The organism is Marinomonas aquiplantarum (genome assembly GCF_003314975.1).
GTDB lineage: Bacteria > Pseudomonadota > Gammaproteobacteria > Pseudomonadales > Marinomonadaceae > Marinomonas > Marinomonas aquiplantarum.
The window spans coordinates 20,981-45,245 of record NZ_QNRF01000013.1 but is presented as its reverse complement, the minus strand read 5'-3'; the positions used below and the strand labels follow the sequence as shown (position 1 = coordinate 45,245).

The window sequence follows — 24,265 nt, the reverse complement described above, 5'->3', positions numbered from 1 at the left end:
TTACTGAGGAGTAAGCATAAATTCTGGTAGGACTAAGCAGATTCGAACTGCTGACCTCTACCATGTCAAGGTAGCGCTCTAACCAACTGAGCTATAGTCCTAAAAAAGTGTTGGCTATTATACGCAGCACTTTACGTTTGACAAGCTTTCTTGTGCACTTTTTTAGTCTTTTCGTGAATTGCTTTTAGGCCTCGAGGGGAACCAGCAATTCGTGACCAATGACTTCATCAATCAGGTGATACGGCACCTTGTATTTCTTGTCCCGAAATTTCACCAAGGCAAAATCGTAACACATTTCAATGACGGTGCAGTTGACGATCACACCATTATCAATCACTCGAACTATGTTGTAATTTCTCAAGGTAATCGCCATCAACTCACCTCTGATCGTAAATGCGTTACTATTCGCCGACGTCTTTCAGTTTTTTCTGTAAGACACGAATCTGGTCACGATAGCCTGCGGCCAATTCAAACTTCAGCTCTTCTGATGCTTGTATCATTTCTTTTTGCAGCTGGATCATAGCTTTACGCACTTGTGCCACGTCATCCATGCTTTCCACTTGGTACTCTTTCGCGGTTTCTGCGACTTTCTTGGTCTTATTACCACGCTTCCCAGCCCCTGGGTTGTACGCGCCTTCTAAGATGTCTTCCACCGATTTATTAATCCCTGTCGGTGTAATACCGTGCTTAGCATTGTGAGCCTGTTGCTTCTCTCGACGACGTTCGGTCTCACTGATGGCACGTTCCATAGATCCTGTGATTCTATCTGCGTATAAAATGGCTTTACCGTTTACATTACGCGCCGCTCGACCAATGGTCTGAATCAAAGAACGTTCGGAACGTAAGAAACCTTCTTTATCCGCATCTAAAATAGCCACCAGACTTACTTCTGGAATATCCAGACCTTCTCGTAGCAAGTTGATTCCCACCAGCACATCAAACTCACCCAGACGTAAATCTCGAATGATCTCAACCCGCTCTACGGTGTCGATATCAGAGTGCAAATAACGGACACGAACCCCGTGATCATTTAGGTAGTCGGTTAAATCTTCCGCCATGCGTTTGGTTAACGTTGTGACCAACACTCGCTCGCCAATAACAGTGCGTTTGTTGATTTCCGACAACAAGTCATCCACTTGCGTGGACACAGGCCGAACTTCCAACTCTGGATCAATCAAGCCTGTCGGACGCACAATTTGCTCGACTACCCAATCCTGATGTTCTTCTTCGTACTTGCCTGGTGTCGCGGACACAAAGATGGTTTGCGGCTTGATCTGCTCCCATTCTTCAAAGCGCATCGGTCGGTTGTCTAACGCCGATGGCAAACGGAAGCCGTATTCCACTAAGTTTTCTTTACGAGATCGGTCACCTTTGTACATAGCGCCAATTTGCGACACAGTGACGTGGGATTCATCCACAACCAACAAGGCATTGGCGGGCAGATAATCAAACAAGGTCGGTGGTGGCGCGCCTTCTTCTCGGCCAGACAAATAACGCGAATAGTTTTCGATACCTGAACAGTAACCTAGCTCTTGCATCATTTCCAAATCGTAACGCGTGCGCTGTTCTAGGCGTTGTAATTCAACCAACTTGTTCAGAGATTTAAGCTGTTCAAGACGCTGATCCAGTTCTACCTTAATTCGATCGATTGCGCCTTCAATGGTTTCTCTCGGCGTCACATAGTGAGTTTTAGGGTAAATCGTCACCCGTGGTACTTTGCGCAAAGTTTTATTGGTCAAAGGATCAATAAAAGACAAGTTCTCGACTTCGTCATCAAACAATTCAATGCGAATGGCCGTGTCCTCGGAATCCGCTGGAAAAACTTCAATAACATCCCCACGTACACGAAAGTTGCCACGTTCCAACACTAGATCATTACGACTGTATTGCAGCTCTGCCAAACGACGCAGTACCGCACGCTGATCAATTCGATCACCACGATCCAGATGCAACATCATTTTTAAATAGGATTGAGGATCCCCCAAACCGTAAATCGCCGACACGGTCGCAACGATGATAACGTCTTCCCGTTCCAATAACGCCTTGGTGGCAGAAAGACGCATTTGTTCTATGTGTTCGTTGACTGAGGCATCTTTCTCGATAAAGGTATCCGACGCCGCCACGTACGCTTCTGGCTGATAGTAATCATAATAAGAAACAAAATACTCGACGGCGTTGTGAGGAAAAAATTCTTTAAACTCTCCGTACAATTGCGCTGCTAAAGTTTTGTTGTGCGCCATGATAATGGTCGGACGTTTCACCTGAGAAATAACGTTCGCCACGGTATAAGTTTTACCGGAACCGGTGACCCCTAATAAGGTCTGGTGAGCCAAGCCAGCTTCAACCCCTTGCACCAATTTTTCAATGGCTTTTGGCTGATCGCCAGCCGGCGAATAAGATGAGACAACTTGAAACTCTTGCGACACGACTTTGTTCCTAAGCTTAAAAATCAATTCGATAGATTAGCAAAAATTCCCTCGCTCGTCTGGTGTTTCCTCTAACCGACTTTGATTGATTAAGATCAAAGTCCACGATGTTTCCACAAATCAACACTACATTAGACTTTACTAATTTAATGGTCATATATAACATAATGAAATATACTTATAACCCAGAGAGGTTTATGACGATGAATACGAAAACACAATCCGACATTCAAATAGAAGCTTTCTTTGATGAAGCAACCTTCACAGTCTCTTATGTAGTCACGGACTTAGCCACTAAGCGATGCGTCATTATTGACTCCGTATTGGACTATGATCATGCAGCCGGCACCACAGACACTCAATCTGCCGATGCCATCATTGACTATATAAAACAACACCAGCTTCAACTCGATTGGTTGCTAGAAACCCACGTTCATGCCGACCACCTTTCTGCCGCGCCCTACCTGCAAAAAACCTTGGGAGGCAAAATTGTCATTGGCGATCAAATTACTCAAGTGCAAGCCACCTTCTCAAAAATCCTAAATGTCGAAGCCGAGTTTCGTCGTGACGGTTCGCAATTCGATTTATTAGTAAATGAGCAAGACAGTTTGCCTCTTGGAGAGAACAACATTCGCATTCTACATACTCCTGGACACACCCCTGCCTGTTTGACTTATCTGATTGCAGACGCAGCATTTGTTGGTGATACCTTGTTTATGCCAGACTTTGGAACAGCGCGCTGTGATTTTCCGGGAGGGAATGCCAATACCTTGTACCGTTCTATCCAAAAAATCTTTGCTCTACCTGACGAGACACGCCTTTTCATGTGTCACGACTATAAAGCACCAAACCGAGACGTATATGCGTGGGAAACCACAGTAGGCGAACAAAAAAACCATAATCAACACATTCATACTGGCATTTCTGAAGATGCATTTTGTGAAATGCGTAACACCAAAGATGCCACACTCAGCATGCCAAAGCTGATCTGGCCAAGTGTACAGGTGAATATGCGCGCGGGGCATTTGCCACCAGAAGAAGAAAATGGTGTGCGCTATATTAAAACCCCTATCAACCTCAAATAAGGACTAGGATGAAAATATTGGGTCGCGGCTTACCTGCCATGGCATGGTTAAGACAGTATTCTCGTAAGGACCTTGCCACAGACGGCATGGCCAGTTTTATTGCGACTATTTTGCTGATACCACAAAGTATGGGCTATGCCATACTGGCCGGACTTCCCGCTTATTTGGGCTTATATGCCAGTATATTGCCATCCATTGTCTATTCCTTACTGGGCACCAGCCGTAGTTTAGCAGTAGGCCCTGTCGCCATTACATCAATGGTGACAGCCTCTGTTATTTTGCCTTTGGCCATGCCCGGCAGCGATGCTTACGTTAGCTTGGCCATTCTATTGGCGTTTGTATCAGGGGTCTTTCTAGTATTAATGAGCCTATTAAAAATGGGCTTTTTGACCAATTTATTAAGTCACCCTGTTATCTCTGGTTTTATCAGTGCCTCAGCCATCTTGATTGCGGTTGGCCAGCTCAAACATCTGCTGGGTATTCAGGCGCATGGCAATAACCTGATTGAACTCACCCAAGACATGCTGCGTCACGCCGATGAGATTAATTTGCCAACATTCATCATCAGTAGCTTGGTGGTTGGTTTATTAGTCTTTTTTAAAAAATACCTAAGTAAAATCTTAAAAACGCTGGGACTATCGTCTGAAACCGCCAACTTACTGAGCAAAGCCGGTCCAGTTTTGGTAGTGGTACTTACCACTGTGTGTGTGGCCTTGCTGTCACTGGATCAACAAGGCGTTAAAATCGTTGGTCAGATTCATCTAGCCTTGCCTTCTATTGACTTCACCAGCCTAGAAACAGACACCTTATGGGCTTTACTGCCCGGGGCATTTTTAATCAGTGTGGTGGGATTTGTCGGTTCGGTGTCAGTCGCACAATCCTTTGCCGCCAAACGTAAAGAAGACATTCAACCTAACCAAGAATTATTTGGCTTAGGCGCCGCTAACATCGCTTCCGCCTTAAGCGGGGCTTTTCCTGTAACGGGAGGCTTTTCTCGTACCGTGGTCAACACCAGTGCTGGCGCCAAAACGCCGATGGCCGGAATTCTAACCGCTTTATTCATGCTGCTTGTGTTGTTCTTTTTAACGCCACTTTTTTATTACCTACCCAATGCGGTTCTGGCTGCCAGTATTATTGTGGCGATTTTACAGTTGGTCGATGTAAAAGATTTCATTCGCATTTATCACTTTTCCAAACAAGAAGCCTTAGCTTTAGCGGCGACCTTTTTCGTGGTGTTATTTGTTGGTATGGAAACTGGCATCATCGTCGGCATTAGCCTGTCCTTATTGTTTTTCCTGTGGCACACCAGCCATCCTCATATCGCCGTGGTCGGCCGTGTCCCAGGCACTGAGCATTTTCGTAATGTTCAACGCTATCAAGTTGAAACGACTCCTAACATTGTCACCATCCGAATCGATGAAAACCTTTTCTTTGCCAATGCGAGAGTATTAGAAGATTATGTGTTGAGCCTCATTGCCCAACAAAAAGATGTGAAACACATTGTGCTGATGTGCAGTGCGGTAAACATGATTGATGCCAGTGCGCTAGACAGTTTAGAAACCATTTCTGATCGCCTTAACTCAGCTGGAGTAACACTGCATTTCTCGGAAATAAAAGGGCCTGTGATGGACAAACTTCGCCAGTCAACCTTAATAACAAACTTAACAGGACAGATATTTTTAACTCAACATCAGGCCATACAAGCATTAAGCCATCCTATCGAAGCACAACATCAGGGTGAGTAAAGGCACTCACCCTGAAAGACACGCTACTGCGCCTCTTCTGTCACTTCAGACACTTGGATAAGCGCCCTATTACGCTGCAATAAGGCATGACCAATGCCTTTTACTTCAACCAATTGATCAACAGACGTAAAGGGCCCATTGGCTTCACGGTAAGCCACTATGGCTTCCGCTTTTTTCTGACCGACTCCCGACATAATTGCCGCAAACTGATCCGCGGTACCAATATTAATATCCAAAGGCGAAGCCGCCATGAGCAATGTCGAAAAACACAAAGAAAGGGTGACAACACAATAAGCAATACTCGAACCGAGCTTTTTTAGTAGGGTTTTCATATAAAGATCCTTTTCAAGTTAACACTGGCATCATGCCAATAAAAAACCGCTCACTGATTAGATTTTAATCAGTGAGCGGTTTTAGAGTAAAAGCTTTTTTATCGAACTTCAAGATGTGTTGAACAGTCGTTTAAAGCCCTAAGCTCTGATTCACTTCTGTTAACACCGCCATTGGATCCGCTGCTTGCGTGATTGGACGCCCAACAACAAGATAATGACTGCCAGCTACCATAGCTTCGGCTGGCGTCATAATACGTTTCTGATCACCTTGATCAGAGCCAGCTGGACGAATACCAGGGGTGACCAACACAAAGTCTTTACCCAATTCGGAGGATAGCATCTGTGACTCTTGCGCCGAGCAAACAACACCATCCATTCCAGAGGATTTTGCTAATGCCGCCAAACGTTTCACATGCTGTTCTGGCGTCAAATCAATACCGATTTCGCTTAAATCAGACTGATCCATGCTGGTTAATACGGTCACAGCAATCAATAAGGTGTTTTGATCTGGCAACTGCTGTAACGCATTCGCGGAGGCTTCCATCATTCGACGGCCACCAGACGCGTGTACATTCACCATCCACACTCCCGATTTGGCAGCCACACTGACAGCATTGGCAACGGTATTTGGAATGTCGTGAAATTTTAAATCGAGAAAAATCTCAAAATTTAATTTATGCAATTCCTCTAAAATGGCTGGGCCAGACGTGGTGAATAATTCTTTACCGACTTTAACTCGACATTGGTTCGGATCAAGTCGCTTTGCCATCTCGATAGATTGCGCCATGGTTGGAAAATCTAGGGCAACTACGATTGGGGATTGGCAGCTCATTTAGTGTCCTCTTATGCTGTGACAAGCAAAGGTACTTGTCGTATCTTTCTAGTAACTTAGTGGCTTCAAAAGCGACTTTATTCGCCTTCTAAACCATGAATGGGTTTCACAACACCCCAGGTTTTACAGCTCGGGCATTGCCAATGCAGTTGATGGCCTGAAAAACCACACTGGCGACATTGATACTTATGTTTGGCCTGAACCAACTGATCAATCAACTCATACAGAACCGATAAATGCTGCTGGTTATAACCTTGAGAGTCGGCTATCTGTATGTTGATCAGCTCTTTAAAGCCTTTAATCGTAGGGTGTTTTCTTAACTGTTCGACGAGAAACATCTCCGCGTATTCACGGTCATTTTCCATATAATGTTCGACCAACGCCATGATCAAGGTGGTGGAAGGTTTCTTCTCATTCTGTTCTTGTAAAAATTTGATGTATCCGCCGCTACCCCAGATTCTCTGATAGCATTCTTTTAGTTGCGGAATAATCACAGACACAAAATCACTGTCCTGTTCTGCAGCATGCTTAAGCTCTTTAATGGCATCTCGATAGCGGTTTTGTTTTTTCAATACATCCGCGGCACCAATACTGGCGCGAACGCAACTAGGATCCACCTCTAAGGCCTGTTTGTATTCTTGGTAGGCTGGCTTCCATTGCTCTTTCTTTTGCAGCTCTTGCGCCATTTCACAATGAAAATGCCCTAACCGTTTTATCTCTTTTTTGCTGGCCGTCTCTTTGACCAACTCTGAGCCAATTTGAATGGCTTTGTCCCAGCTTTGTTCAAACTCATACAAATCCACTAACAAGGTAAGAATCTTCGGTTGAAACTCACTTTTTCTGGCGGTTGAAGCCATATTCAGCAGCAAACGTCCAGCTCGGTCCAATAAACCCGCCGACATAAAGTCACTGGCAAGCTCAAGTTGCACCATGCGCATTTCTCGTTGAGAGATTTCAGGACGGGCTAATAGATTCTGGTGAATGTTAATGGCTTTTTGAATCTCACCTTTCTTACGAAATAAGTTGCCAAGGGTTAAGTGAATATCAAAGGTTTCTGAATTAACTTCCAAAGAGTCAACAAAAGCGTCAATGGCTTCGCTGTGCTGATCATTTAGTAAATGATTTAAACCACGAAAGTAATCGTTAGGAATGGATTTTTTAAGAGGGCTGTTTTTTTTAGTCGGCGTTTTACGCCCCATTGTCCAACCGACAAAGAGTGCGACAAACAATACTAGGAACAAGCCGACTTCGGTCAACGCCGTTACTCCTTCCCTACCGACAACTCTTTAGTAATGGACGCTTTTCTAAGGGCATCAACTTCATCACGCGCCTTTTCATATTTTCGGCTTAACACTCGAATTTGGCGTTCGCTGCGCAGGTAAGCAACGGAACTAACCAACAAGGCAATACAAGCTCCGACGGTAAACGCCAAGATGATGTAGAGTGCAACACTCAGCTCTGGGCCTTGCCAGAAGACCAAATCAAGATGGATAAGTTGTGGATTACGGATAGCGAAAAATATCCCCACCGCAAGGAAGAACAGCACAAGAACCGTATAGATAACTCTTTTCAGCCATTTAAGCATAAAACAACCTATCGAGAATAGAATGGCGATATTATGCCGTGATAGCTGAAAAATTTCGAGGTATTAGATGTAAATTAGTTGAGTTCGTTCGCCGTTGACTCTGACGATTCATTAACTAACTCACGTAATTCCTTGCCAGGCTTAAAATGAGGGACATACTTGGCGCTTAATTCAACCGATTCACCTGTTTTAGGGTTACGACCGATTCTTGGTGCTCGATAATGCAATGAAAAACTACCGAAACCACGAATCTCAATACGCTCACCATTCGCTAAAGAGTCGGACATATGCTCCAACATTGCTTTAATGGCTTGTTCAACCTCTTTAACAGGCAAATGAGATTGCTGATCGATAAGCAGTTCTATCAGCTCAGATTTTGTCATTACCGTCCTCGCGTCTAATATTTGACCAGTATTATGTAAGACTAGCTAAATCTGGAAAGAAAGCAATAAGTTATAGCTTATTACGCCAATTTTTACCCATTTTATTCAATCCTTAAGACGAATAATAGTTTTTCACTTGGCTCTACAACTAGCATCTGAACAAGCTAGCTTTTATAATAGCGCCCATATTCAACCAGATCGGAAGAAAAATAATGAGCTACAGCAATATTCCAGCGGGTAAAGACGCACCAAACGACATCAATGTCATTATCGAAATTCCAGCGCAAGCAAATCCAGTTAAATACGAAGTCGACAAAGACATGGATGCGCTTATCGTAGACCGTTTTATGACTGCACCTATGTTCTACCCTGCCAACTATGGCTATGTTAACCACACATTAGCAGACGATGGTGACCCAGTTGACGTATTGGTGATCACACCTTACCCAGTTGTACCAGGTTCTGTTATTCGTTGCCGTCCAGTGGGTGTATTGAACATGTCTGACGAAGCCGGTATGGATGCAAAACTGGTTGCTGTACCACACGAAAAACTAAGCAAAGAATACGGTCACATTCAAGATGTGAACGACATCCCACAATTACTTCGTGACCAAATCGAACACTTCTTCGAGAACTACAAAAAACTGGAAGAAGGTAAGTGGGTAAAAGTGGAAGGTTGGGCAAGCGCAGAAGAAGCTCGCAAAGCCATTGTTGAAGGCGTAGAAGCTTACAACGCACAGTAATACGATGTTTTTCGCTGGCCGCTTGTTTATCTTCAACAAGCGTTTCAGCAATAACGGACGAAAAAAAACCGATCTTTTTACGATCGGTTTTTTTATTGCCTATGAAACAGCACAGTTGATTAAACTGAAAAGCCCACCAGACATAATCACCTGATAGGCATACAATCGCTTACTCTTGTGAATCTAAGTAACGTTCAGCATCCAATGCCGCCATACAGCCCGTTCCAGCAGAGGTAATGGCTTGACGGTAGATATGATCGCTGACATCACCGGCAGCAAACACACCTTCAACACTAGTTTGTGTCGCATTACCTTGTGTACCAGACTGAACTTTCAAATAGCCGTCTTTCATGTCCAATTGGCCTTGGAAAATATCGGTATTTGGCTTGTGACCAATCGCCACAAACAAACCAGCTACAGCAAGATCTTTCATCTCACCTGTTTGGTTATTCTTAATACGTACACCAGTAACCCCAGTGCCATCACCTAATACTTCATCTAGTTCCGAATGCCATTCAATTTTCACATTGCCATTCGCTGCTTTTTCCAACAGTTTATCGGCCAGAATTTTTTCTGAACGGAATTTGTCACGACGGTGAATGACAGTCACAGACTTTGCAATATTGGCTAGGTATAACGCTTCTTCAACGGCTGTATTACCACCACCAATCACCGCAACATCTTGATTACGGTAAAAGAAGCCATCACAAGTTGCGCAAGCTGATACACCTTGTCCCATGAATTTGCTTTCGCTTTCAAGACCTAGGTATTGAGCACTAGCGCCAGTGGAAATGATAAGCGCGTCACAAGTGTATACACCACTGTCACCTTCCAAACGGAATGGACGGTTTTGCAAATCAACTTTGTTCACATGATCAAAAATAATTTCCGTTTCAAAACGCTCTGCGTGCTTACGCATGCGCTCCATTAACTCTGGACCTTGCACGCCTTGATCATCACCCGGCCAGTTATCCACTTCTGTTGTTGTGGTCAGCTGACCACCCATTTGCATACCGGTGATCATTACAGGATTCAGGTTCGCACGAGCAGCGTATACAGCGGCCGTATAACCAGCAGGTCCTGAACCTAAAATCATTAATTTAGCGTGTTTCACATCGCTCATGTTGTTGCTCCTGTAATTAAATGTTTGCTCGATAGACAGATCTATCAGCGAAATGTTGTGGTGAATTCTACCGAAAAATACACAAAATACTTAACGAAAAATATTAATTACTGAAATAGGGCTTATCTATGACTTTTCAACCACCATACTCGTCTTTTCTGAACAAACATTGCACGCTGGATCTTGCGTTAATTGCATCTCTCGCCAGCTTGCTTGAAAACCATCAAACAACTTCAATGAACCGTGTTTGACGATGCCGCACTGACTCACCACTTTAATGGCTTCTAAAGCTTGATAAACCCCAAGCAAGCCAACAACTGGCGACAATATACCACTTTCATTACAACTTAATGCTTGGTCAGATAACGCGGGGTATAAGCATTCATAACAAGGTGAATCTTGCTGATCATACAAGAAGCTGACTAATTGCCCCTCCCAACGAATCGCAGCCGCACTAATTAAGGGGGTTTTCAACTGCCAACACGCTCTGTTAATAGCTTGTCGCGTGGTGAAATTATCAGTGCAATCAAGTACCGCATCCACGTCTGCAATCACTTTTTGCAGGTTTTCGTCCGACAATCTTTGTTCAATCATGTCAAATTCTGTGCTGGCATTTTTGGCTCGTAACTGACTCACCGCCGCCTCGACCTTTGTTCGCCCAATCTGGCTTTCTTCATATAAGACTTGGCGCGGCAGATTGCTGTTTTCAATACGATCATCATCCGCCAACAACAAATGACCCACACCGGATGTTGCCAAATAAGTCGCTGCGATGTTTCCTAATCCCCCCAAGCCGACAATCAGCACTTTTGCCTGCTTTAATCTAAGCTGACCTTCTACATCAAAGTCCGCAAGCAATAGTTGACGACTATAACGGTCTAACTCAATTTCGTTCATGTTCACCTTACTTTTCTTATGATTGATTCTGCCCGAGTGGTCAATTTTTTGCTAAAATCTCTTTATTAACCCATTCGATGAGCAAACAGCATGAAATTCCCCGGCAGACGTAAACTCAAGCACTACTTTCCCGTATCTCAACCTAAGCCCATCTTACCATCCATTGATGTGCAACCGGATAAAGATACCTACATTGTTGGGTTGGACGAAACCATTGTTGATGTTGTGGCCAATGTATCCGATGAATTTCTATCGCAGTTTAGCATCCACAAAGGGTTATCCAACCTAGTAGATACTGATACGGCATCAGCCATCTATCGTGAACTGGCTGCTCAAGGCTGTATTTCGGACCACTTTGCTGGCGGCACCATCGGCAATACCATTCATAATTACTCTGTCCTTGCCGATGATAAGTCTGTGTTGCTCGGCGTGATGTCAGCCAATATAACCCTAGGCTCTCCTGCTTATCACTATATTTGTCATACCAGCAGTAAGGTGGACATGAACCATTTACAAGGCGTGTCTGGCGACATAGGTCGAGGCATCACCTTAATCACGCCAGATGGGGAACGTACCTTTGCTATTGCTCCTGGCGACATGGATGAGCTCAATGCAGAACACATTCCTGAGCACATCATTGCAGGTAGTGCTGCACTGGTTACTTGCGCTTATCCTTTACGTCACCAAGGAAAACCCATTAAACAAGCCATGCTGACCGCGTTAGAGCATGCGCATCGACATCAAGTGCCGACGGTGCTCACCCTTGGAACCAAGCATCTTGTGGAAGAAAATAAGGACGAATTACTGGACCTGATCAAACGTCATGTCAATGTCCTCGCCATGAATGAGCTCGAAGCCGAGGCGCTAACTGGCTTATCTGATCCCCTACAAGCGGCCGATCAAATTCTCGAATACGTTGATATTGTGTTATTAACAGCAGGCCCTGATGGCATGTATCTATGCGGTCACACGGACGATACGGTAAAACGCGAAACCACAAACCCAATTAAGTCTGGTCGCCTTGCGGATTTCAATCGCTGGGAATTCAGCCGTCCCATGTTACGTTCGGCGTGCCAAAACCCAATCAAGGTCTTTTCTCATATCGACCCTTACATGGGTGGGCCTGAAAAAATCCGCAATACCAACGGCGCAGGTGACGGCGCGTTATCGGCTTTACTGCACGATATCTCAGCCAATCACTTTCATAAAGACAGCTTACCGAACTCCAGTAAACACGCGGCACCTTTTCTGGCCTATTCATCGTTCGCTCAGATTTGTAAATATTCGAACCGAGTGAGTTATGAAATTTTGGTGCAAAATGCACCACGCCTATCTCGTGGTTTGCCTGAGCGTGAAGACAGCTTAGAAGAAGCCTACTGGGAAAGATAACGGTAAAGTTCAGTCACTCTAAACGCAAAAAAGCCATGCAGACTCTCATCTGCATGGCTTTTTTCGTTAACCCGCTTTCGCGATTAACTCATTGCTTCAATGCCAAGCGCATCATTACGCTCAAACATGCGATCCAATTCCAGCAAGATAACCAGCTCTTCCTCTTTTTGGTAAACCCCTTGAATAAACATCAAGGCTTCATCATTACCAACGCTAGGACTCTGTTCAATCTCACCTTGATACAGATAGAAGACTTCTTGCACGGCATCAACCAGCAGACCAATCTGCTCACCATCATGCTCGACAATAATGATACGAGTATCATCAGTAATAGTACATTCTGGCAGACTGAAGCGAACACGTGTGTCCACGACTGTGACGACGTTACCACGCAAGTTAACGATACCAAGCACATAAGAAGGCGCACCCGGAACAGGAGCAATTTCGCTGTAACGCAAAACTTCCTTAATCTGCATGACGTTAATGCCGTATGTTTCGTCAATCAGTTTAAAAGTAAGGTACTGAAGCAATTCACCTTTCTTGCTTTCAGATAAACCTTTACCCGTTTCGTTAATAGGTGCTAATTCCGACATGGCTCATATCCATATTCAATTTAATAAAGAAATACTCTTTAACTCATCATAGGCCTTAGCATAGCCAAGTTATGATGAGTCTTCGAGCTAATTTAAGTAACAATTAGTTGTCTTGTTGTATACCAACGATAACCCAGTTACCGCTTGCAGAAGACAGATTTTTCTCTAAATGCCAAATTTCATTTGTTTCAGAGGTTTCGTTACCCTCTTTAATCCATCCTGAGAATTGCAACGAAATCGATGCAGTGGCGCCAGAGATTTCACCGCGTACTAACTCGACCATCAAAGAAACCACTTCTGTCGCTGGTTTATTATCACCATATTTCGCGCGCTCAGTCACCAACATGTTGTACATTTCAGGACTGACATAATCCAAGATGGTATCAAAATTATTGTCATCCCAAGCTTTTTGGAGCAACACATAATGGTTCTTTGCTTCCGCTACAAACGCTTGCTCATCAAAACCAGGTGGCAACTGCATTTCTGGCATGCCACCAAAACCGGACAACCCTGGCATAGCACTTGGTTGCGTTGGTTGAGACGCACCAGACATATCACGGTACATGCCACCAGCTTGCGCCTGTGCTTGCGCAGCTTGACGTTTTGGCGCGATGAAGAACTTGTAAATCAAGAACCCAATCAAGGCAAATAACAAGATATCGCCAAATGAAATTCCATCGAAAGCGCCACTGCCTAGCAAGGCAGCAAACAAACCACCCGCCAATAGACCACCTAACAGACCACCACCTAGACCGCCTAAAAGACCTTTACTCTTAGTCGAACTATTGGTGCTGTTTGTTGCTTTAGAAGTCGAGTTAGTCGCACTTTTTTGCTTAGAAATAGAAAAGCTTTTACCAAAGCTTTTACCACCACCAAATTTTTTAGCCTGCACTTCAGCACTGTAACCGCCAGCGCCGATTGCTAAAATAAACGCCATAAACATGGCAAATGCAGTTGTTTTCAATGTTACTCTCCGCTTAATTAAAATTCACTAGACCGACTGCGTTGCGCAATTTAACAATACTTTCTCTTGCGCGGGTACGAGCTTTCTCCGCCCCAGCCTGTAATACTTCTTCAACAAACGCAGGATTGGCCATTAATTCGTGATATTTTTCACGAGCCTCACCTAATTGACCATTCACCAGTGCAAATAGTTCCTTCTTGGCTTCTCCCCAAGCAATACCATCTGCAAACTTTTGACGCATCTCAGCCGTTTGTTCTGGCGTCGCAAACGCTTGGTAAATATCAAATACTGTTGAATCATTTGGATCTTTCGCTTCACCCGGTTCCAACAAATTGGTTTTAATCTTATTAATACCTTTTTGCAGTTTTTTCTCAGTTTCAAACAACGGAATCGTGTTGTTGTAACTCTTACTCATCTTACGACCGTCAAGACCTTTTAGGATCGATCCTTCTTCGCCAACCACCGCTTCTGGTAACACAAAATGCTCACCAAATAGATGGTTAAAGCGACCAGCAATATCACGAGCCATCTCAATATGTTGAATTTGATCGCGTCCAACCGGCACTTTATGCGCATTAAAGGCAAGAATATCTGCCGCCATCAACACAGGGTAACAAAACAGTCCCATGGTGATGCCAAAATCTGGATCCTGTTCATTGGCTAGGTTTTCGTCTACAGCCCCTTTGTAAGCGTGTGCGCGGTTCATCAACCCTTTCGCTGTCACACAAGTCAGTAACCAATTCAATTCCGTAATTTCAGGAATATCGGACTGACGATAGAAAGTTGCTTTATCCGTGTCCAATCCACAAGCCAGCCAAGTCGCTGCAATTTCCAAACGAGACTGCTTCACACGCTCTGGATCTTGGCATTTGATCAAAGCATGGTAGTCCGCAAGAAAGAAATAAGATTCCGTATTTTCTTGACGGCTTGCTTCGATCGCTGGACGAATCGCGCCCACATAGTTACCTAGATGAGGCGTGCCTGTGGTCGTTACACCGGTTAAAACAATTTCTTTTGCCATTATTGTTTACTCTTTTCCTACTTTACAAAGTGTCAAAATGTGCGCTTACCTTATCACAAAACCCGGCTTTAGCACTGCCTGCAATAGAATATTTAATTCAATGTTTTCATACACTTTTTTGCTTTACTTATTGATGGCGTCAAAAGCCGTAAAATCAAGTCATCGACTTCTTTCGTTACGGACCGTTCCCCCATAGCGCTTCAAGCAATCCCGAATGACGTTTAATACGAGATTCCGCCGCCAAGCGAATTAACGAACGACTGCCCCACAAGGTAAACCGTCGCTTCGCTCTCGTAATGCCGGTATAAACCAGCTCTTTTGTCAAAACAGGCGATGGCGTCATGGGCAATACCAAGGCAACCTCGGCGAATTCAGAGCCTTGAGATTTATGAACCGTCATGGCAAACACCACTTCATACTCATTTAATCGACTAGGCAACAAGCCAACAAACTCGCCATCTGGTTGCATAAACCAAACCCTGAGCCGCTGTTCTGCATCGGCTAAGCAAATGCCTATATCACCATTAAACAACCCAAGTGCTGCATCATTACGAGTCAGAATAATGGCTTTCCCCGGATACCAAAGGTGAGGATCACGCAGCAAACCGCGTTGATAAAAATGTTGCTCCAAATGCGCATTTAAATGCTCAACCCCAAACTCGCCTTGTCGTACTGCGGTCAGAATTTGGTATTGAGAAAATGCCTGATAAACCGTTTTTACGTCACCGCCTTCACGAACCGCTCGCCAATACTCGTCATAGCCTTTTGCTAAACGCCCTATGTCAGGCTTGGTTTGATGATCATCCGGTTCATGCCATTGCACGTCTTGATAATCTTGATCAAGACATACCATGACTTGATTCGCATCCCCCGCGTTCATGGCTTTCGCTAGATGACCAATGCCACTGTTGGCATCAAAACGATAACTTTTACGTAATAAAGTTAATACTCGACTGATCGGTGGCGCCATCGCATTGGCAAAATGCGTCACCTCTTCTCCCGTACAAGCATACAAATGGTCCGCCCAATTCGGTTGAAAATAGGCCTGCTCAATGCCAAAAGACAAGTCCCCCAGCACACTGCCTGCTTCAACTGAGGCTAACTGGTCTTTATCACCCAACAAAATCAAACGAGCATGACTGGGTAAAGCATCAATCAGCTTGGCCATCATCGGCAAATCGACCATAGACACTTCGTCAACCAACAACACATCCAGATGCAATGGATTATCATGATGATGCTTAAAGCGGCTGCGACCAAAATCACTCCCTAACAAGCGATGTAACGTACTCGCCTGCTCTGGAATGGCATGTTTAATGTCGTCACTGAGCGGCAAAGATGCCTTGGCTCCGGCGATCGATTCGGTCAAGCGAGCTGCCGCTTTCCCTGTAGGAGCCGCCAGTTCAATGCGCAGTCTCTGACCTTGACGCTGAGACTCCGCCACCAGCAGGGCTAATAATTTGGTCACTGTGGTGGTTTTGCCGGTTCCTGGGCCACCGCTAATCACCGAGAAAGGCAAGCTTGCCGCATTGGCGACCGCCACTTTCTGCCAATCAAGTTCGTTACTATCAGCAGGAAACAAGGTGCTAATCAAAGCATGGTCGAAGGACAAAGTGGGCGCAGAAATTTGACGGTTTATATAACCTAATACCGACTGTTCATATTGAAAGTAACGATAAAGGTACAAGCGCGTTCCCGCTAATACCATCGGCTTTTCTGTTATGGCTTGAGCCTGACTAACAAGGTCTGATTGCCATAACTGCTGACACCATTGTTCAACAGAATGCACACCTGACGTCATCAGGACTTGCTGCAACTCATTAGCACGAATGCCTTCGGGTGGCTGTGACCAGACATCAGCCAAATCCAAACAAATATGCCCAGCTCCCAGTGCCGCACTGGATAATGCCCCAGCCATTAAGACGGCCGCATGAGATTCGCCGGCATGACTCGCCAATTGCTCAATCCACTGCACGTCAATGGCTTTTAATACACCTCGGTTACGCCAATCCGTTAAGAAGTGCACCTCTTCAGCGAGAAGATCCGCATCAGCATTTAACCAATCTAATTGCTTAGAAGAGTCCATATTGTATTGCCTCTTGAGAAGTCGATTGACCGCCGTCGTCACTCTCACCCGTCGGTTTGCCTTGGAACAAGTCATCCATGGCGTTGACGTGTGCCTGAGTCAAACGCGTACGGAACACGCCCGTCTCTGTTTGTGGTGACATACCGCGTAAAAAACCATAAACCACGCCGCCAATATGCTGTTCATAATCATAGTTAGGCAAACGTTGTCGTAGCAACCGGTGCAACGCCAAGGTGTAGAGTTGATATTGCAAATCATAACGATGATCCAGCATCGCGTGCTTTAATGCCTCTTCGCCGTAGTCTGTAACATCGTCTCCCAAATAATTGGACTTATAATCCAGCACGTAATACCGACCTTGCCATTCAAACAATAGATCAATAAAACCTTTCAACATGCCTTTTAGGGGACGATCTTGAATCCTTGGTGCTTGCTTGGATAAAGGGTCATGGGTTCTGGCAAGCGCATCCAATTGCAATGCATTCAGATGGCTAACAGGCAAGAAAAACTCCATCTCTTTGCGGCAAGCCGACACAGGCAATGTGGCCAAGGTTGCTCCTGCCACTAATTCTGTTTGTATGATGTCTGGCAACCACTCGGTTAACACCGTCTGCCATTCTTGAAAGCCAGTACGTTGGTAATAAGCCGCCATATTAGCCTGCTGATTCGTTTTGATCAGATCCGCAAAACTAGGGTTTTCAATCGCCTCAAGCAGAGCTTTTCCTTCTAGCAGATCATGCAAAAAGGTTCCTGGCGCTGCACCTCTTGGAAAGGTAAAACGGTTCGCTTGTGGTTCTGCTGTTGGCTCGACAATTTGCTCTGGCAATGATGCTGACATGGCGTCTATTGGCTCGACCGTCACCAACTCATCTAAACCGGGTAAGCTTTCATCACGAATCTCTTTGTCTTCCACCACCAATGACGAATAACTGCCAATCCACCAGTCTCTTTCTACTCTGCCCGTAAACTCACGTGCGTTTGCAGATTCTAATGTGGCTTGCTGCATTTCGAATCGAGGTAAGTCCAAAGGCTCTGCGGGTAAATCCACAAGTTTCATTTGTTCCGGAGAATGTGTCTCACACAATCGCATCAGACTTGGGTATAAATCCCCAGCGGCGAAGGCTTCACCTTCTGACAATAGTGCACCGACACCGCTTAAATGCACATCTAAAGACGCGTCTCGACTCTTAGTCGCTTTTTTACCAACGTCCATACAACCAATAAAACAAGCTTCTTTAGAGCGAGTTAATGCCACATAGGCCAAGCGAATTTCCGCAGCATACAATTCTTCTTTGTGTTGCTCGGTCTGAGTTTCATCAGGGTCGATCGCAATCCATAATTGCTGCTGCGCATCATGATAAAGGGCTGACTTTTCCCTATCCTGATAAGGCGTCAAAGCAAAGGGCAAATACACTATGGGGTATTCCAAGCCTTTACTCTTGTGAATGGTCACAATGCGCACCAATTCGGCGTCTGTTTCCAAACGAATTTTTTGCTCATCACTGTTGCCATTTGGCGACTGGATAGACAAACGAAGATAGCGCAAAACACCTTCTTTCGAATCCAATTCCAAGGACTTTTCTTGAAGCTTTTCAGTAAGATGCAAAAAGTCTGTGAGTCGTCTTTCGCCGTCTACATGTCGCAGCATGTTGGGAGCTAGGTTCACGTCCTGCATAAAAACACGCAGCATGGGCAATAAACCTTGCTGCTCCCACAAGGTTAAATACCCTTGGAAAGCCTGCACCCACTTTTCGTACACCACATCGTCATGATTTAAAGTGTCTAGTTCCAACAAAGACCAATCCACCAAACTGGTCGCCAACGCCGAACGCAACTTGCCTTCTTGCCCATTAGACAGAATCGCCGTTAAGACGATTAACAATTCTCTGGCCTCAACCGTTTCAAATACCGAGCCTTTGTCACTCAAATACACGCTGGCAATGCCACGTTGACGAAGGGCGTCTTTTAACGCATTGGCTTGGCTGAAATTCGTCACCAGTAAAGCCACGTCCTGAGGCCGCATGCCTTGACCCGACACTGTCGCTTGTTGCTGCTGCCCAGCTAATAACAACTCATGCAAGTGGGCGGCACAAGCGTCGGCCATCTGCTCACGATAGTCTTTTGGTGTTACTGGCTCGTCTGACGCTTGATACAAAAATTGCAAGGCCGCTTGTGTTTCTTCGTGGCGCTGAAATTGCCCAGCCACACCACGATCTTGTACCGCCACAAAAGGAATGCCAGACACACGAAACGGAGAGTCTTGCGTGCTAAACAACCCATTGACGGACTGAATCATGGCGGCAGATGAACGGTAATTAGTGGCCAGCGAATAAACAGCATCGACCTGTTTTTTGGCCGCTAGATAGGTATAAATATCGGCCCCGCGAAAGGCATAAATGGCTTGCTTAGGGTCACCAATCATAATCAAACCAAGACTAGTTTGTTCGGTGCTGGCTGGCTGGTAAACCTCAGAAAAAATACGATATTGCACCGCATCCGTATCCTGAAACTCATCAATAAGCGCGATAGGATAAAGCTGACGAATCCGCTGTGCTAACTTGCCGCTATCGTCTTGCGTCAATGCCTGATCCAAGGAGGTTAGCAAGTCCGTAAAAGTCAGAGATTGAGTGGCGCGTTTCCACTCAGTCATGCGCTCTTTCACCTGTTGCCACAAGGACACTAAGAGTACCGCTTTGAGCTTACCGGCTTCGGGAAAAACTTGTCGCAATTCGGCCACCAGCCCAAAGAAAGAATGCTGCGGTGCCTCCCCGCCTTTGCTGATGCGCGTTGCGTGTTCATCAGCATCAAACTTTTCCAAGCATTTATCCAATTCAAAATGCCCAGATGTCGCCCACTGCTGCATCGCCGATATATCTTTCGCAGGGTCCTTGCGCCAGAAATTACGTTTAATGCCACTGTTTTCTAATGCATCAATGATATCTTGTGACTGTTCCAGCCAAGTTTCACGAACGATTTGTATTTGCTGCTGAGCCCTTTGTAAAGCCGCTTCCCAATCATAATCTGGCGCCGACACCTTAGCGTCGGGCTGATTATTCAACAGGTATAAATCACGCAGCAAAGCGTCTGGTGTTGCCCAAATGGGCTTTACCAATGCCGCTTTACTGTCACTCATCGGATAAAACACACGCCGCCAAACATCCTTCACCGCCATCGCAAGCGGAGCCTGCTCGTCCGTTTCAATGGTTTGCTGAAACAACATGCGACTTTCAAAGGCATTTTGACTGAGCATGCGCTGACAAAATCCATGAATGGTAAACACCGCTGCTTCATCCATTTGCTTCTCAGCATAAAGCAGTTTTTCTATGGCATCCGCTTGCTGTTCTGCCGTCATCACATTGAGCCACTGGGACAGAAAAACATCGTCACTCTGCTGCAACATTAAGGCTTTTCGGGCGCCCCGAATACGAGCTCGAATTCGCGCTTTTAATTCCGCCGTGGCCGCTTCGGTAAAGGTCACCACCAGAATTTGATCGACCGTTAATGGCCGCTCTAAATCCCCTAGCTGACCCGTTGGCACCAATAAACGCAAATACAAGTTGGCAATGGTATAGGTTTTCCCTGTCCCTGCACTGGCTTCAATAAGACGTTTGCCGAACAAAGGAAACGACATGGCATCAAGCGTTTCGGGTCGGTTTTGTAGATGATCAATATCGGTCATTCTGCTTGCTCCAAATGTCGATGCATGGGCAACCAAACCTGCTCACAAAGGCTCACAAAATGAGCTTTGTGAGCGGTTAAATCTGGAAAATAACGTTGCCAATAAGCATCTTCCACTTCGCTTGAAGTAAATGCGCTACTGCTTTCTTGATAGGTTTTTAAAGCCTGCTCCCACGCCGCATCATGGTCTTCGGCGGTTTTACTGGCACAATAGCTTTTACACCAAGCATCGGCACTTTTTGCGGGAAGGGGCAAAGGCTGCGACAAACCAGATTGCAATAAAGTCGTCAGCTCAAGCAGATGCGCTTGAGCCTCGTTGGGTGGCAATATGACAAACTCATGTTCAAGCAGCTTACCCGTTTTCAACAGATTAATCAGATGATGTTGCTTGGCGGTACCTTGTGCACACAAGGCCAAATGCTCAATCCAAAAACGCATTTTTTGATTGGCAGACACGTCCCCCATACGATAGGACAAACGCGTGGTGGCCGTAGGCATGTCTAACCAAGTTTGCAAGGTCAAAGCGCCCAAAGGCAAATTCACTTCTAAGGGCGGTAACTGAGCCAAATCATATCCTTGCAGAACTTGATAGAGCTGACGACATTGCTGCTGACTTTGCGCTAAAGATAAGCGGCCAAACGCACCGTACGGCATCACGCCGGTCAATACTAAACGCTGTAAAAACGTCTGTTCTTCACCATTCAACATGGCTTGCAATAAGGCATCTTTTAACTGATAACCCGTTAAACCATCAAGAGCAAAGGGTTCGTCTTCCAGCTCCTGCTCTTCTTTTAAGGACAGGTAAGCTTTCAGTCGACGCTGAGTAAAATAACGCGTCGGATGACTCATAAAGCGCACTATTTCATCTAATGCTAATGTGGCGTTACCTTGCTCAAACATGGCTAAAGGAGAAACATCTCGCTCAACCTCTTGTTTCTTCGTCATCAAGGCAGGCAGCCAATGCTGATTAAAACTGTAAAAAGCAGACGGACTCTTGTTCGCTTGATAATACAATCGGTTGAAAGGCTGTAATGGGTGTTCTGTCACCACTTTCTGTAAGAAAGCCTGTTGCGCCTTATCAGGTACAAGGTCTTGATCCTCATCGAAGACACAACTCTGACCTAAGTACTCCAGCAATTCGCTCAACAAGATAGATGGATTTTTCTCACTGTTGTCCTGAATACTGCGGCCAACATAACTCAAGTAAAATACTTCTCGAGCAGACATTAAGGCTTCTAGGAAAAGATATTTGTCGTCTTCACGACGACTACGGTCACCACTGCGATAATGGCCAACCATTAAATCAAAGCCCATCGGTGCCACACTCCGAGGATAATCGCCCTCGTTTAACCCCAAAACACAAATCACTTTAAACGGCACTGAACGCATTGGCATCAAGGTGCAGAAGTTGACTCGACCGGCTAAAAATCGCTGACTGCCTTGTGACTCTTGTAGCCTTGGCGCGAGCAATTGCCTGATCACCAACTGATCTAAGACGTCATCAAATTGGGCATGCTGCCACTCTGACATTAACGCATCGAGCTGATTCGACAATAACTCTCTGAATGTATCCTGCTCTTCCAGTAAGAAAAAATCGTCCGCCAAGGCATATAAGGTTTGCACCCAACCACTCGGTTGCAGTGCTTGTTGTAAGCTCTCTTGTGCTTGATGTATCAACGCCAAAAATTCAGCAAGCTTACCAGCGACCGCGGCTTCTAAACCTTCAACATCGCCATAACTCAGAGTTTCTTGCCAAATATGATCGTGGCCCATGGCATAGCCCAGCAACATACGGCGAACACCGTTTAGCCAGGTATGGGAAGCTTGTTTAGGCAGGTTATGTTGTTGCGCTGTGTGTTCATCCAATCCCCAACGAATGCCTACTTCCACAGACCATTGACGGATTCGATCCAGCTCATGAGCAGAAAGGTCAAAGCGAGCCATCACCGCTGGCACTTCTAAAACACTGATCAATTCCGACAAGGTAAAACGGCTTTCACCCAATCCCAACAGATACAAATACGCTTCGACAATGGGATTTTCCATACCACCAGATTGATCAATCAGCGCAAATGGAATGTGTTTGCGACCTTCCGCTTGACCAAACACGGCACGAACAAACGGGCTGTAGGTATTCACATCCGGCAGCATGACAATGATGTCTTTTGGCGTCAGCTGTGGGTCACGCTCAAACATATCAAGCAACTGATCGTGCAAGACTTCCACTTCGCGTAGTGGACTGTGACACACATGCACGCGAATGCTCTGATCATCAGCTCCGATTGGATGCCGATAGCGACTGTTACTTAGATGGATATCGGTTTCTTGTTGCGCGCCATGGTTTTCAAGCGTTAAAACATCCTGCTGAACCCACTGCAAAAGTCCCGAACGATCGGCGGTTTGATAGTCTTCAAAGACGTCTAGTTCATCGTTGGCAATGTCTTGTAACTGACCTATGTAATCTCGTCCTAAGCGCCCCCAACTGGCGAGCAAAGGGTTAGCATCAAGGTGTAATGCATCTAACCGCAAACCTGGCTTTACATTCTGACGCTTTATTTCACGGCCAAGATAATGCTTATCCACCACATCACCCCAGTAAAAACGACACGGGGTCTGGAGAAATAAATGCACCTCAATCCAACCAGAATCCGCCAACACTCGAAGGGACTCTAGGGTATTGGGCGGCAAGGACGACACACCAAAAATAAAGATTCGCTCCGGCACGCCACTGGGTCGTGAACCAGATGCACAGGCTTCCGTTAGGGCTTCGATTAAGTTACCGCGATGATAAAGTGAGGCACCTTGTTGGCTGATGTCCGAGACAAGATCGCGCCATAGAATGGCTTGCCAAGGCTGTTCTGAAAAATGCTGCTGTAAAAATGGATCATCAACATGACTGGCTTCCCAGGCGGCAATCCAATCGGGTCGATATACTAGGTATTGATCGTAAATATCCGCAATGCTACTGCACAGTTGAAAACGTCGAACCTGACTGTCATCCTCGCTGAGATACCAGGCTAACGCCGCAAATTCTGGTTCAGCTAACCTCGCGTCTAAAATGCGCATTAATCGCCAAACTAAAAACGGCTTATTAAACTCACTCTGTGAAGGGATATCAGACAAGGCTTGCTTAAAGGTGTGCCAAACAAAAGTTGATGGCAGAGGAAAGGTTAACCCAGCCGAAATGGAATGTGATTCCGCCAAGCGCATTTTTAACCACTGGGCCATGCCTGGGTTCTGCACCAGAATGTGTTCATCATCAAATGGGTTATCTGGCGGCGACACCGCGAGGATTTTTGCCAGCAAGACGGCCAGATCCTCTAACCGATTACCTGTATATAGCCGAAACATTCCGAATCCTTAACGACATTTATCGCCACAAT

At 45.5% G+C, this 24,265-nt stretch carries 19 protein-coding genes and 1 tRNA gene; 4 read left to right on the top strand and 16 right to left on the bottom strand.

Going from position 1 to position 24,265, the window contains the following annotated elements; all coding sequences use genetic code 11:
• Positions 1-24 precede the first annotated feature (24 nt).
• The 3 genes from DFP76_RS16715 to uvrB all read right to left on the bottom strand — a co-directional run bounded on the left by DFP76_RS16715 (position 25) and on the right by uvrB (position 2,426).
• Positions 25-101: transfer RNA gene (locus DFP76_RS16715), tRNA-Val, on the bottom strand.
• Between the two features lie 83 nt (positions 102-184).
• A complete protein-coding gene (locus tag DFP76_RS16710) occupies positions 185-373 on the bottom strand; it encodes a hypothetical protein (RefSeq protein ID WP_013797044.1) in 189 nt (62 codons plus the stop codon).
• Between the two features lie 28 nt (positions 374-401).
• Positions 402-2,426 carry an excinuclease ABC subunit UvrB gene (uvrB, locus tag DFP76_RS16705; protein WP_147084235.1) on the bottom strand — a complete coding sequence of 675 codons (2,025 nt, stop codon included), beginning with the start codon at positions 2,424-2,426 and terminating at the stop codon, positions 402-404.
• Between the two features lie 203 nt (positions 2,427-2,629).
• On the opposite strand from uvrB, the gene DFP76_RS16700 reads away from it, so the two are divergent.
• Both DFP76_RS16700 and DFP76_RS16695 read left to right on the top strand, forming a co-directional pair.
• Positions 2,630-3,511, top strand: a complete 882-nt coding sequence (locus DFP76_RS16700; protein WP_113875702.1) for an MBL fold metallo-hydrolase — start codon at positions 2,630-2,632, stop codon at positions 3,509-3,511.
• Between the two features lie 8 nt (positions 3,512-3,519).
• On the top strand, positions 3,520-5,256 hold the full coding sequence (locus tag DFP76_RS16695) for a SulP family inorganic anion transporter (protein WP_113875701.1): 1,737 nt from the start codon (positions 3,520-3,522) through the stop codon (positions 5,254-5,256).
• 23 nt (positions 5,257-5,279) lie between these two features.
• Here DFP76_RS16695 and DFP76_RS16690 read toward each other — a convergent pair whose 3' ends face one another.
• From DFP76_RS16690 to ihfB, 5 genes are all read right to left on the bottom strand, one after another.
• Positions 5,280-5,588, bottom strand: coding sequence for a ComEA family DNA-binding protein (locus tag DFP76_RS16690; protein WP_113875700.1), 309 nt, complete (start codon positions 5,586-5,588; stop codon positions 5,280-5,282).
• Between the two features lie 130 nt (positions 5,589-5,718).
• Positions 5,719-6,420, bottom strand: a complete 702-nt coding sequence (pyrF, locus tag DFP76_RS16685; RefSeq protein WP_113875699.1) for an orotidine-5'-phosphate decarboxylase — start codon at positions 6,418-6,420, stop codon at positions 5,719-5,721.
• A gap of 77 nt (positions 6,421-6,497) precedes the next feature.
• On the bottom strand, positions 6,498-7,676 hold the full coding sequence (lapB, locus tag DFP76_RS16680; protein ID WP_113875698.1) for a lipopolysaccharide assembly protein LapB: 1,179 nt from the start codon (positions 7,674-7,676) through the stop codon (positions 6,498-6,500).
• A gap of 5 nt (positions 7,677-7,681) precedes the next feature.
• A complete protein-coding gene (locus DFP76_RS16675; RefSeq protein ID WP_113875697.1) occupies positions 7,682-8,005 on the bottom strand; it encodes a LapA family protein in 324 nt (107 codons plus the stop codon).
• A gap of 74 nt (positions 8,006-8,079) precedes the next feature.
• Positions 8,080-8,388: an integration host factor subunit beta gene (ihfB, locus tag DFP76_RS16670; protein ID WP_013797052.1), complete on the bottom strand. Its 309-nt coding sequence runs from the start codon at positions 8,386-8,388 to the stop codon at positions 8,080-8,082.
• 212 nt (positions 8,389-8,600) lie between these two features.
• On the opposite strand from ihfB, the gene ppa reads away from it, so the two are divergent.
• Positions 8,601-9,131: an inorganic diphosphatase gene (gene ppa / locus DFP76_RS16665; RefSeq protein ID WP_113875696.1), complete on the top strand. Its 531-nt coding sequence runs from the start codon at positions 8,601-8,603 to the stop codon at positions 9,129-9,131.
• A gap of 169 nt (positions 9,132-9,300) precedes the next feature.
• On the opposite strand, the gene trxB is transcribed toward ppa, so the two are convergent.
• A complete protein-coding gene (gene trxB, locus DFP76_RS16660) occupies positions 9,301-10,254 on the bottom strand; it encodes a thioredoxin-disulfide reductase (RefSeq protein WP_113875695.1) in 954 nt (317 codons plus the stop codon).
• A 126-nt stretch (positions 10,255-10,380) separates the two neighbouring features.
• Positions 10,381-11,151: a HesA/MoeB/ThiF family protein gene (locus DFP76_RS16655; RefSeq protein ID WP_113875694.1), complete on the bottom strand. Its 771-nt coding sequence runs from the start codon at positions 11,149-11,151 to the stop codon at positions 10,381-10,383.
• Positions 11,152-11,241: 90 nt separating this feature from the next.
• Between DFP76_RS16655 and DFP76_RS16650 the strand changes: the two genes are divergently transcribed.
• On the top strand, positions 11,242-12,540 hold the full coding sequence (locus DFP76_RS16650) for an inosine/guanosine kinase (RefSeq protein WP_113875693.1): 1,299 nt from the start codon (positions 11,242-11,244) through the stop codon (positions 12,538-12,540).
• Positions 12,541-12,623: 83 nt separating this feature from the next.
• Here DFP76_RS16650 and DFP76_RS16645 read toward each other — a convergent pair whose 3' ends face one another.
• From DFP76_RS16645 to recC, 6 genes are all read right to left on the bottom strand, one after another.
• Positions 12,624-13,133, bottom strand: a complete 510-nt coding sequence (locus DFP76_RS16645; RefSeq protein WP_245931961.1) for a chemotaxis protein CheW — start codon at positions 13,131-13,133, stop codon at positions 12,624-12,626.
• 103 nt (positions 13,134-13,236) lie between these two features.
• A complete protein-coding gene (locus DFP76_RS16640; RefSeq protein WP_113875692.1) occupies positions 13,237-14,097 on the bottom strand; it encodes a Tim44 domain-containing protein in 861 nt (286 codons plus the stop codon).
• A gap of 13 nt (positions 14,098-14,110) precedes the next feature.
• Positions 14,111-15,118, bottom strand: coding sequence for a tryptophan--tRNA ligase (locus DFP76_RS16635; protein WP_113875691.1), 1,008 nt, complete (start codon positions 15,116-15,118; stop codon positions 14,111-14,113).
• Between the two features lie 175 nt (positions 15,119-15,293).
• Positions 15,294-17,204 (bottom strand): exodeoxyribonuclease V subunit alpha, encoded by a 1,911-nt coding sequence (gene recD / locus DFP76_RS16630; protein ID WP_113875690.1) that lies wholly within the window; start codon positions 17,202-17,204, stop codon positions 15,294-15,296.
• Positions 17,191-20,883, bottom strand: coding sequence for an exodeoxyribonuclease V subunit beta (gene recB, locus DFP76_RS16625; protein WP_113875689.1), 3,693 nt, complete (start codon positions 20,881-20,883; stop codon positions 17,191-17,193). The genes recD and recB overlap by 14 nt, the downstream gene beginning before the upstream one ends.
• Complete coding sequence (recC, locus tag DFP76_RS16620) at positions 20,880-24,233, bottom strand: exodeoxyribonuclease V subunit gamma (RefSeq protein WP_113875688.1); 3,354 nt, start codon at positions 24,231-24,233, stop codon at positions 20,880-20,882. Before recC ends, recB begins: the two co-directional genes overlap by 4 nt.
• Between the last annotated feature and the right edge of the window lie 32 nt (positions 24,234-24,265).

Excerpts from the sequence above, each read along its gene's own strand:
- ihfB (WP_013797052.1), bottom strand. The coding sequence starts at position 8,388 with ATGACAAAATCTGAGCTGATAGAACTGCTTATCGATCAGCAATCTCAT.
- DFP76_RS16645 (WP_245931961.1), bottom strand. The coding sequence starts at position 13,133 with ATGTCGGAATTAGCACCTATTAACGAAACGGGTAAAGGTTTATCTGAA.
- DFP76_RS16695 (WP_113875701.1), top strand. The coding sequence starts at position 3,520 with ATGAAAATATTGGGTCGCGGCTTACCTGCCATGGCATGGTTAAGACAG.
- ppa (WP_113875696.1), top strand. The coding sequence starts at position 8,601 with ATGAGCTACAGCAATATTCCAGCGGGTAAAGACGCACCAAACGACATC.
- DFP76_RS16690 (WP_113875700.1), bottom strand. The coding sequence starts at position 5,588 with ATGAAAACCCTACTAAAAAAGCTCGGTTCGAGTATTGCTTATTGTGTT.
- recB (WP_113875689.1), bottom strand. The coding sequence starts at position 20,883 with ATGACCGATATTGATCATCTACAAAACCGACCCGAAACGCTTGATGCC.
- DFP76_RS16635 (WP_113875691.1), bottom strand. The coding sequence starts at position 15,118 with ATGGCAAAAGAAATTGTTTTAACCGGTGTAACGACCACAGGCACGCCT.
- trxB (WP_113875695.1), bottom strand. The coding sequence starts at position 10,254 with ATGAGCGATGTGAAACACGCTAAATTAATGATTTTAGGTTCAGGACCT.
- DFP76_RS16700 (WP_113875702.1), top strand. The coding sequence starts at position 2,630 with ATGAATACGAAAACACAATCCGACATTCAAATAGAAGCTTTCTTTGAT.
- recD (WP_113875690.1), bottom strand. The coding sequence starts at position 17,204 with ATGGACTCTTCTAAGCAATTAGATTGGTTAAATGCTGATGCGGATCTT.
- DFP76_RS16655 (WP_113875694.1), bottom strand. The coding sequence starts at position 11,151 with ATGAACGAAATTGAGTTAGACCGTTATAGTCGTCAACTATTGCTTGCG.
- DFP76_RS16650 (WP_113875693.1), top strand. The coding sequence starts at position 11,242 with ATGAAATTCCCCGGCAGACGTAAACTCAAGCACTACTTTCCCGTATCT.
- DFP76_RS16710 (WP_013797044.1), bottom strand. The coding sequence starts at position 373 with ATGGCGATTACCTTGAGAAATTACAACATAGTTCGAGTGATTGATAAT.
- DFP76_RS16675 (WP_113875697.1), bottom strand. The coding sequence starts at position 8,005 with ATGCTTAAATGGCTGAAAAGAGTTATCTATACGGTTCTTGTGCTGTTC.
- pyrF (WP_113875699.1), bottom strand. The coding sequence starts at position 6,420 with ATGAGCTGCCAATCCCCAATCGTAGTTGCCCTAGATTTTCCAACCATG.
- recC (WP_113875688.1), bottom strand. The coding sequence starts at position 24,233 with ATGTTTCGGCTATATACAGGTAATCGGTTAGAGGATCTGGCCGTCTTG.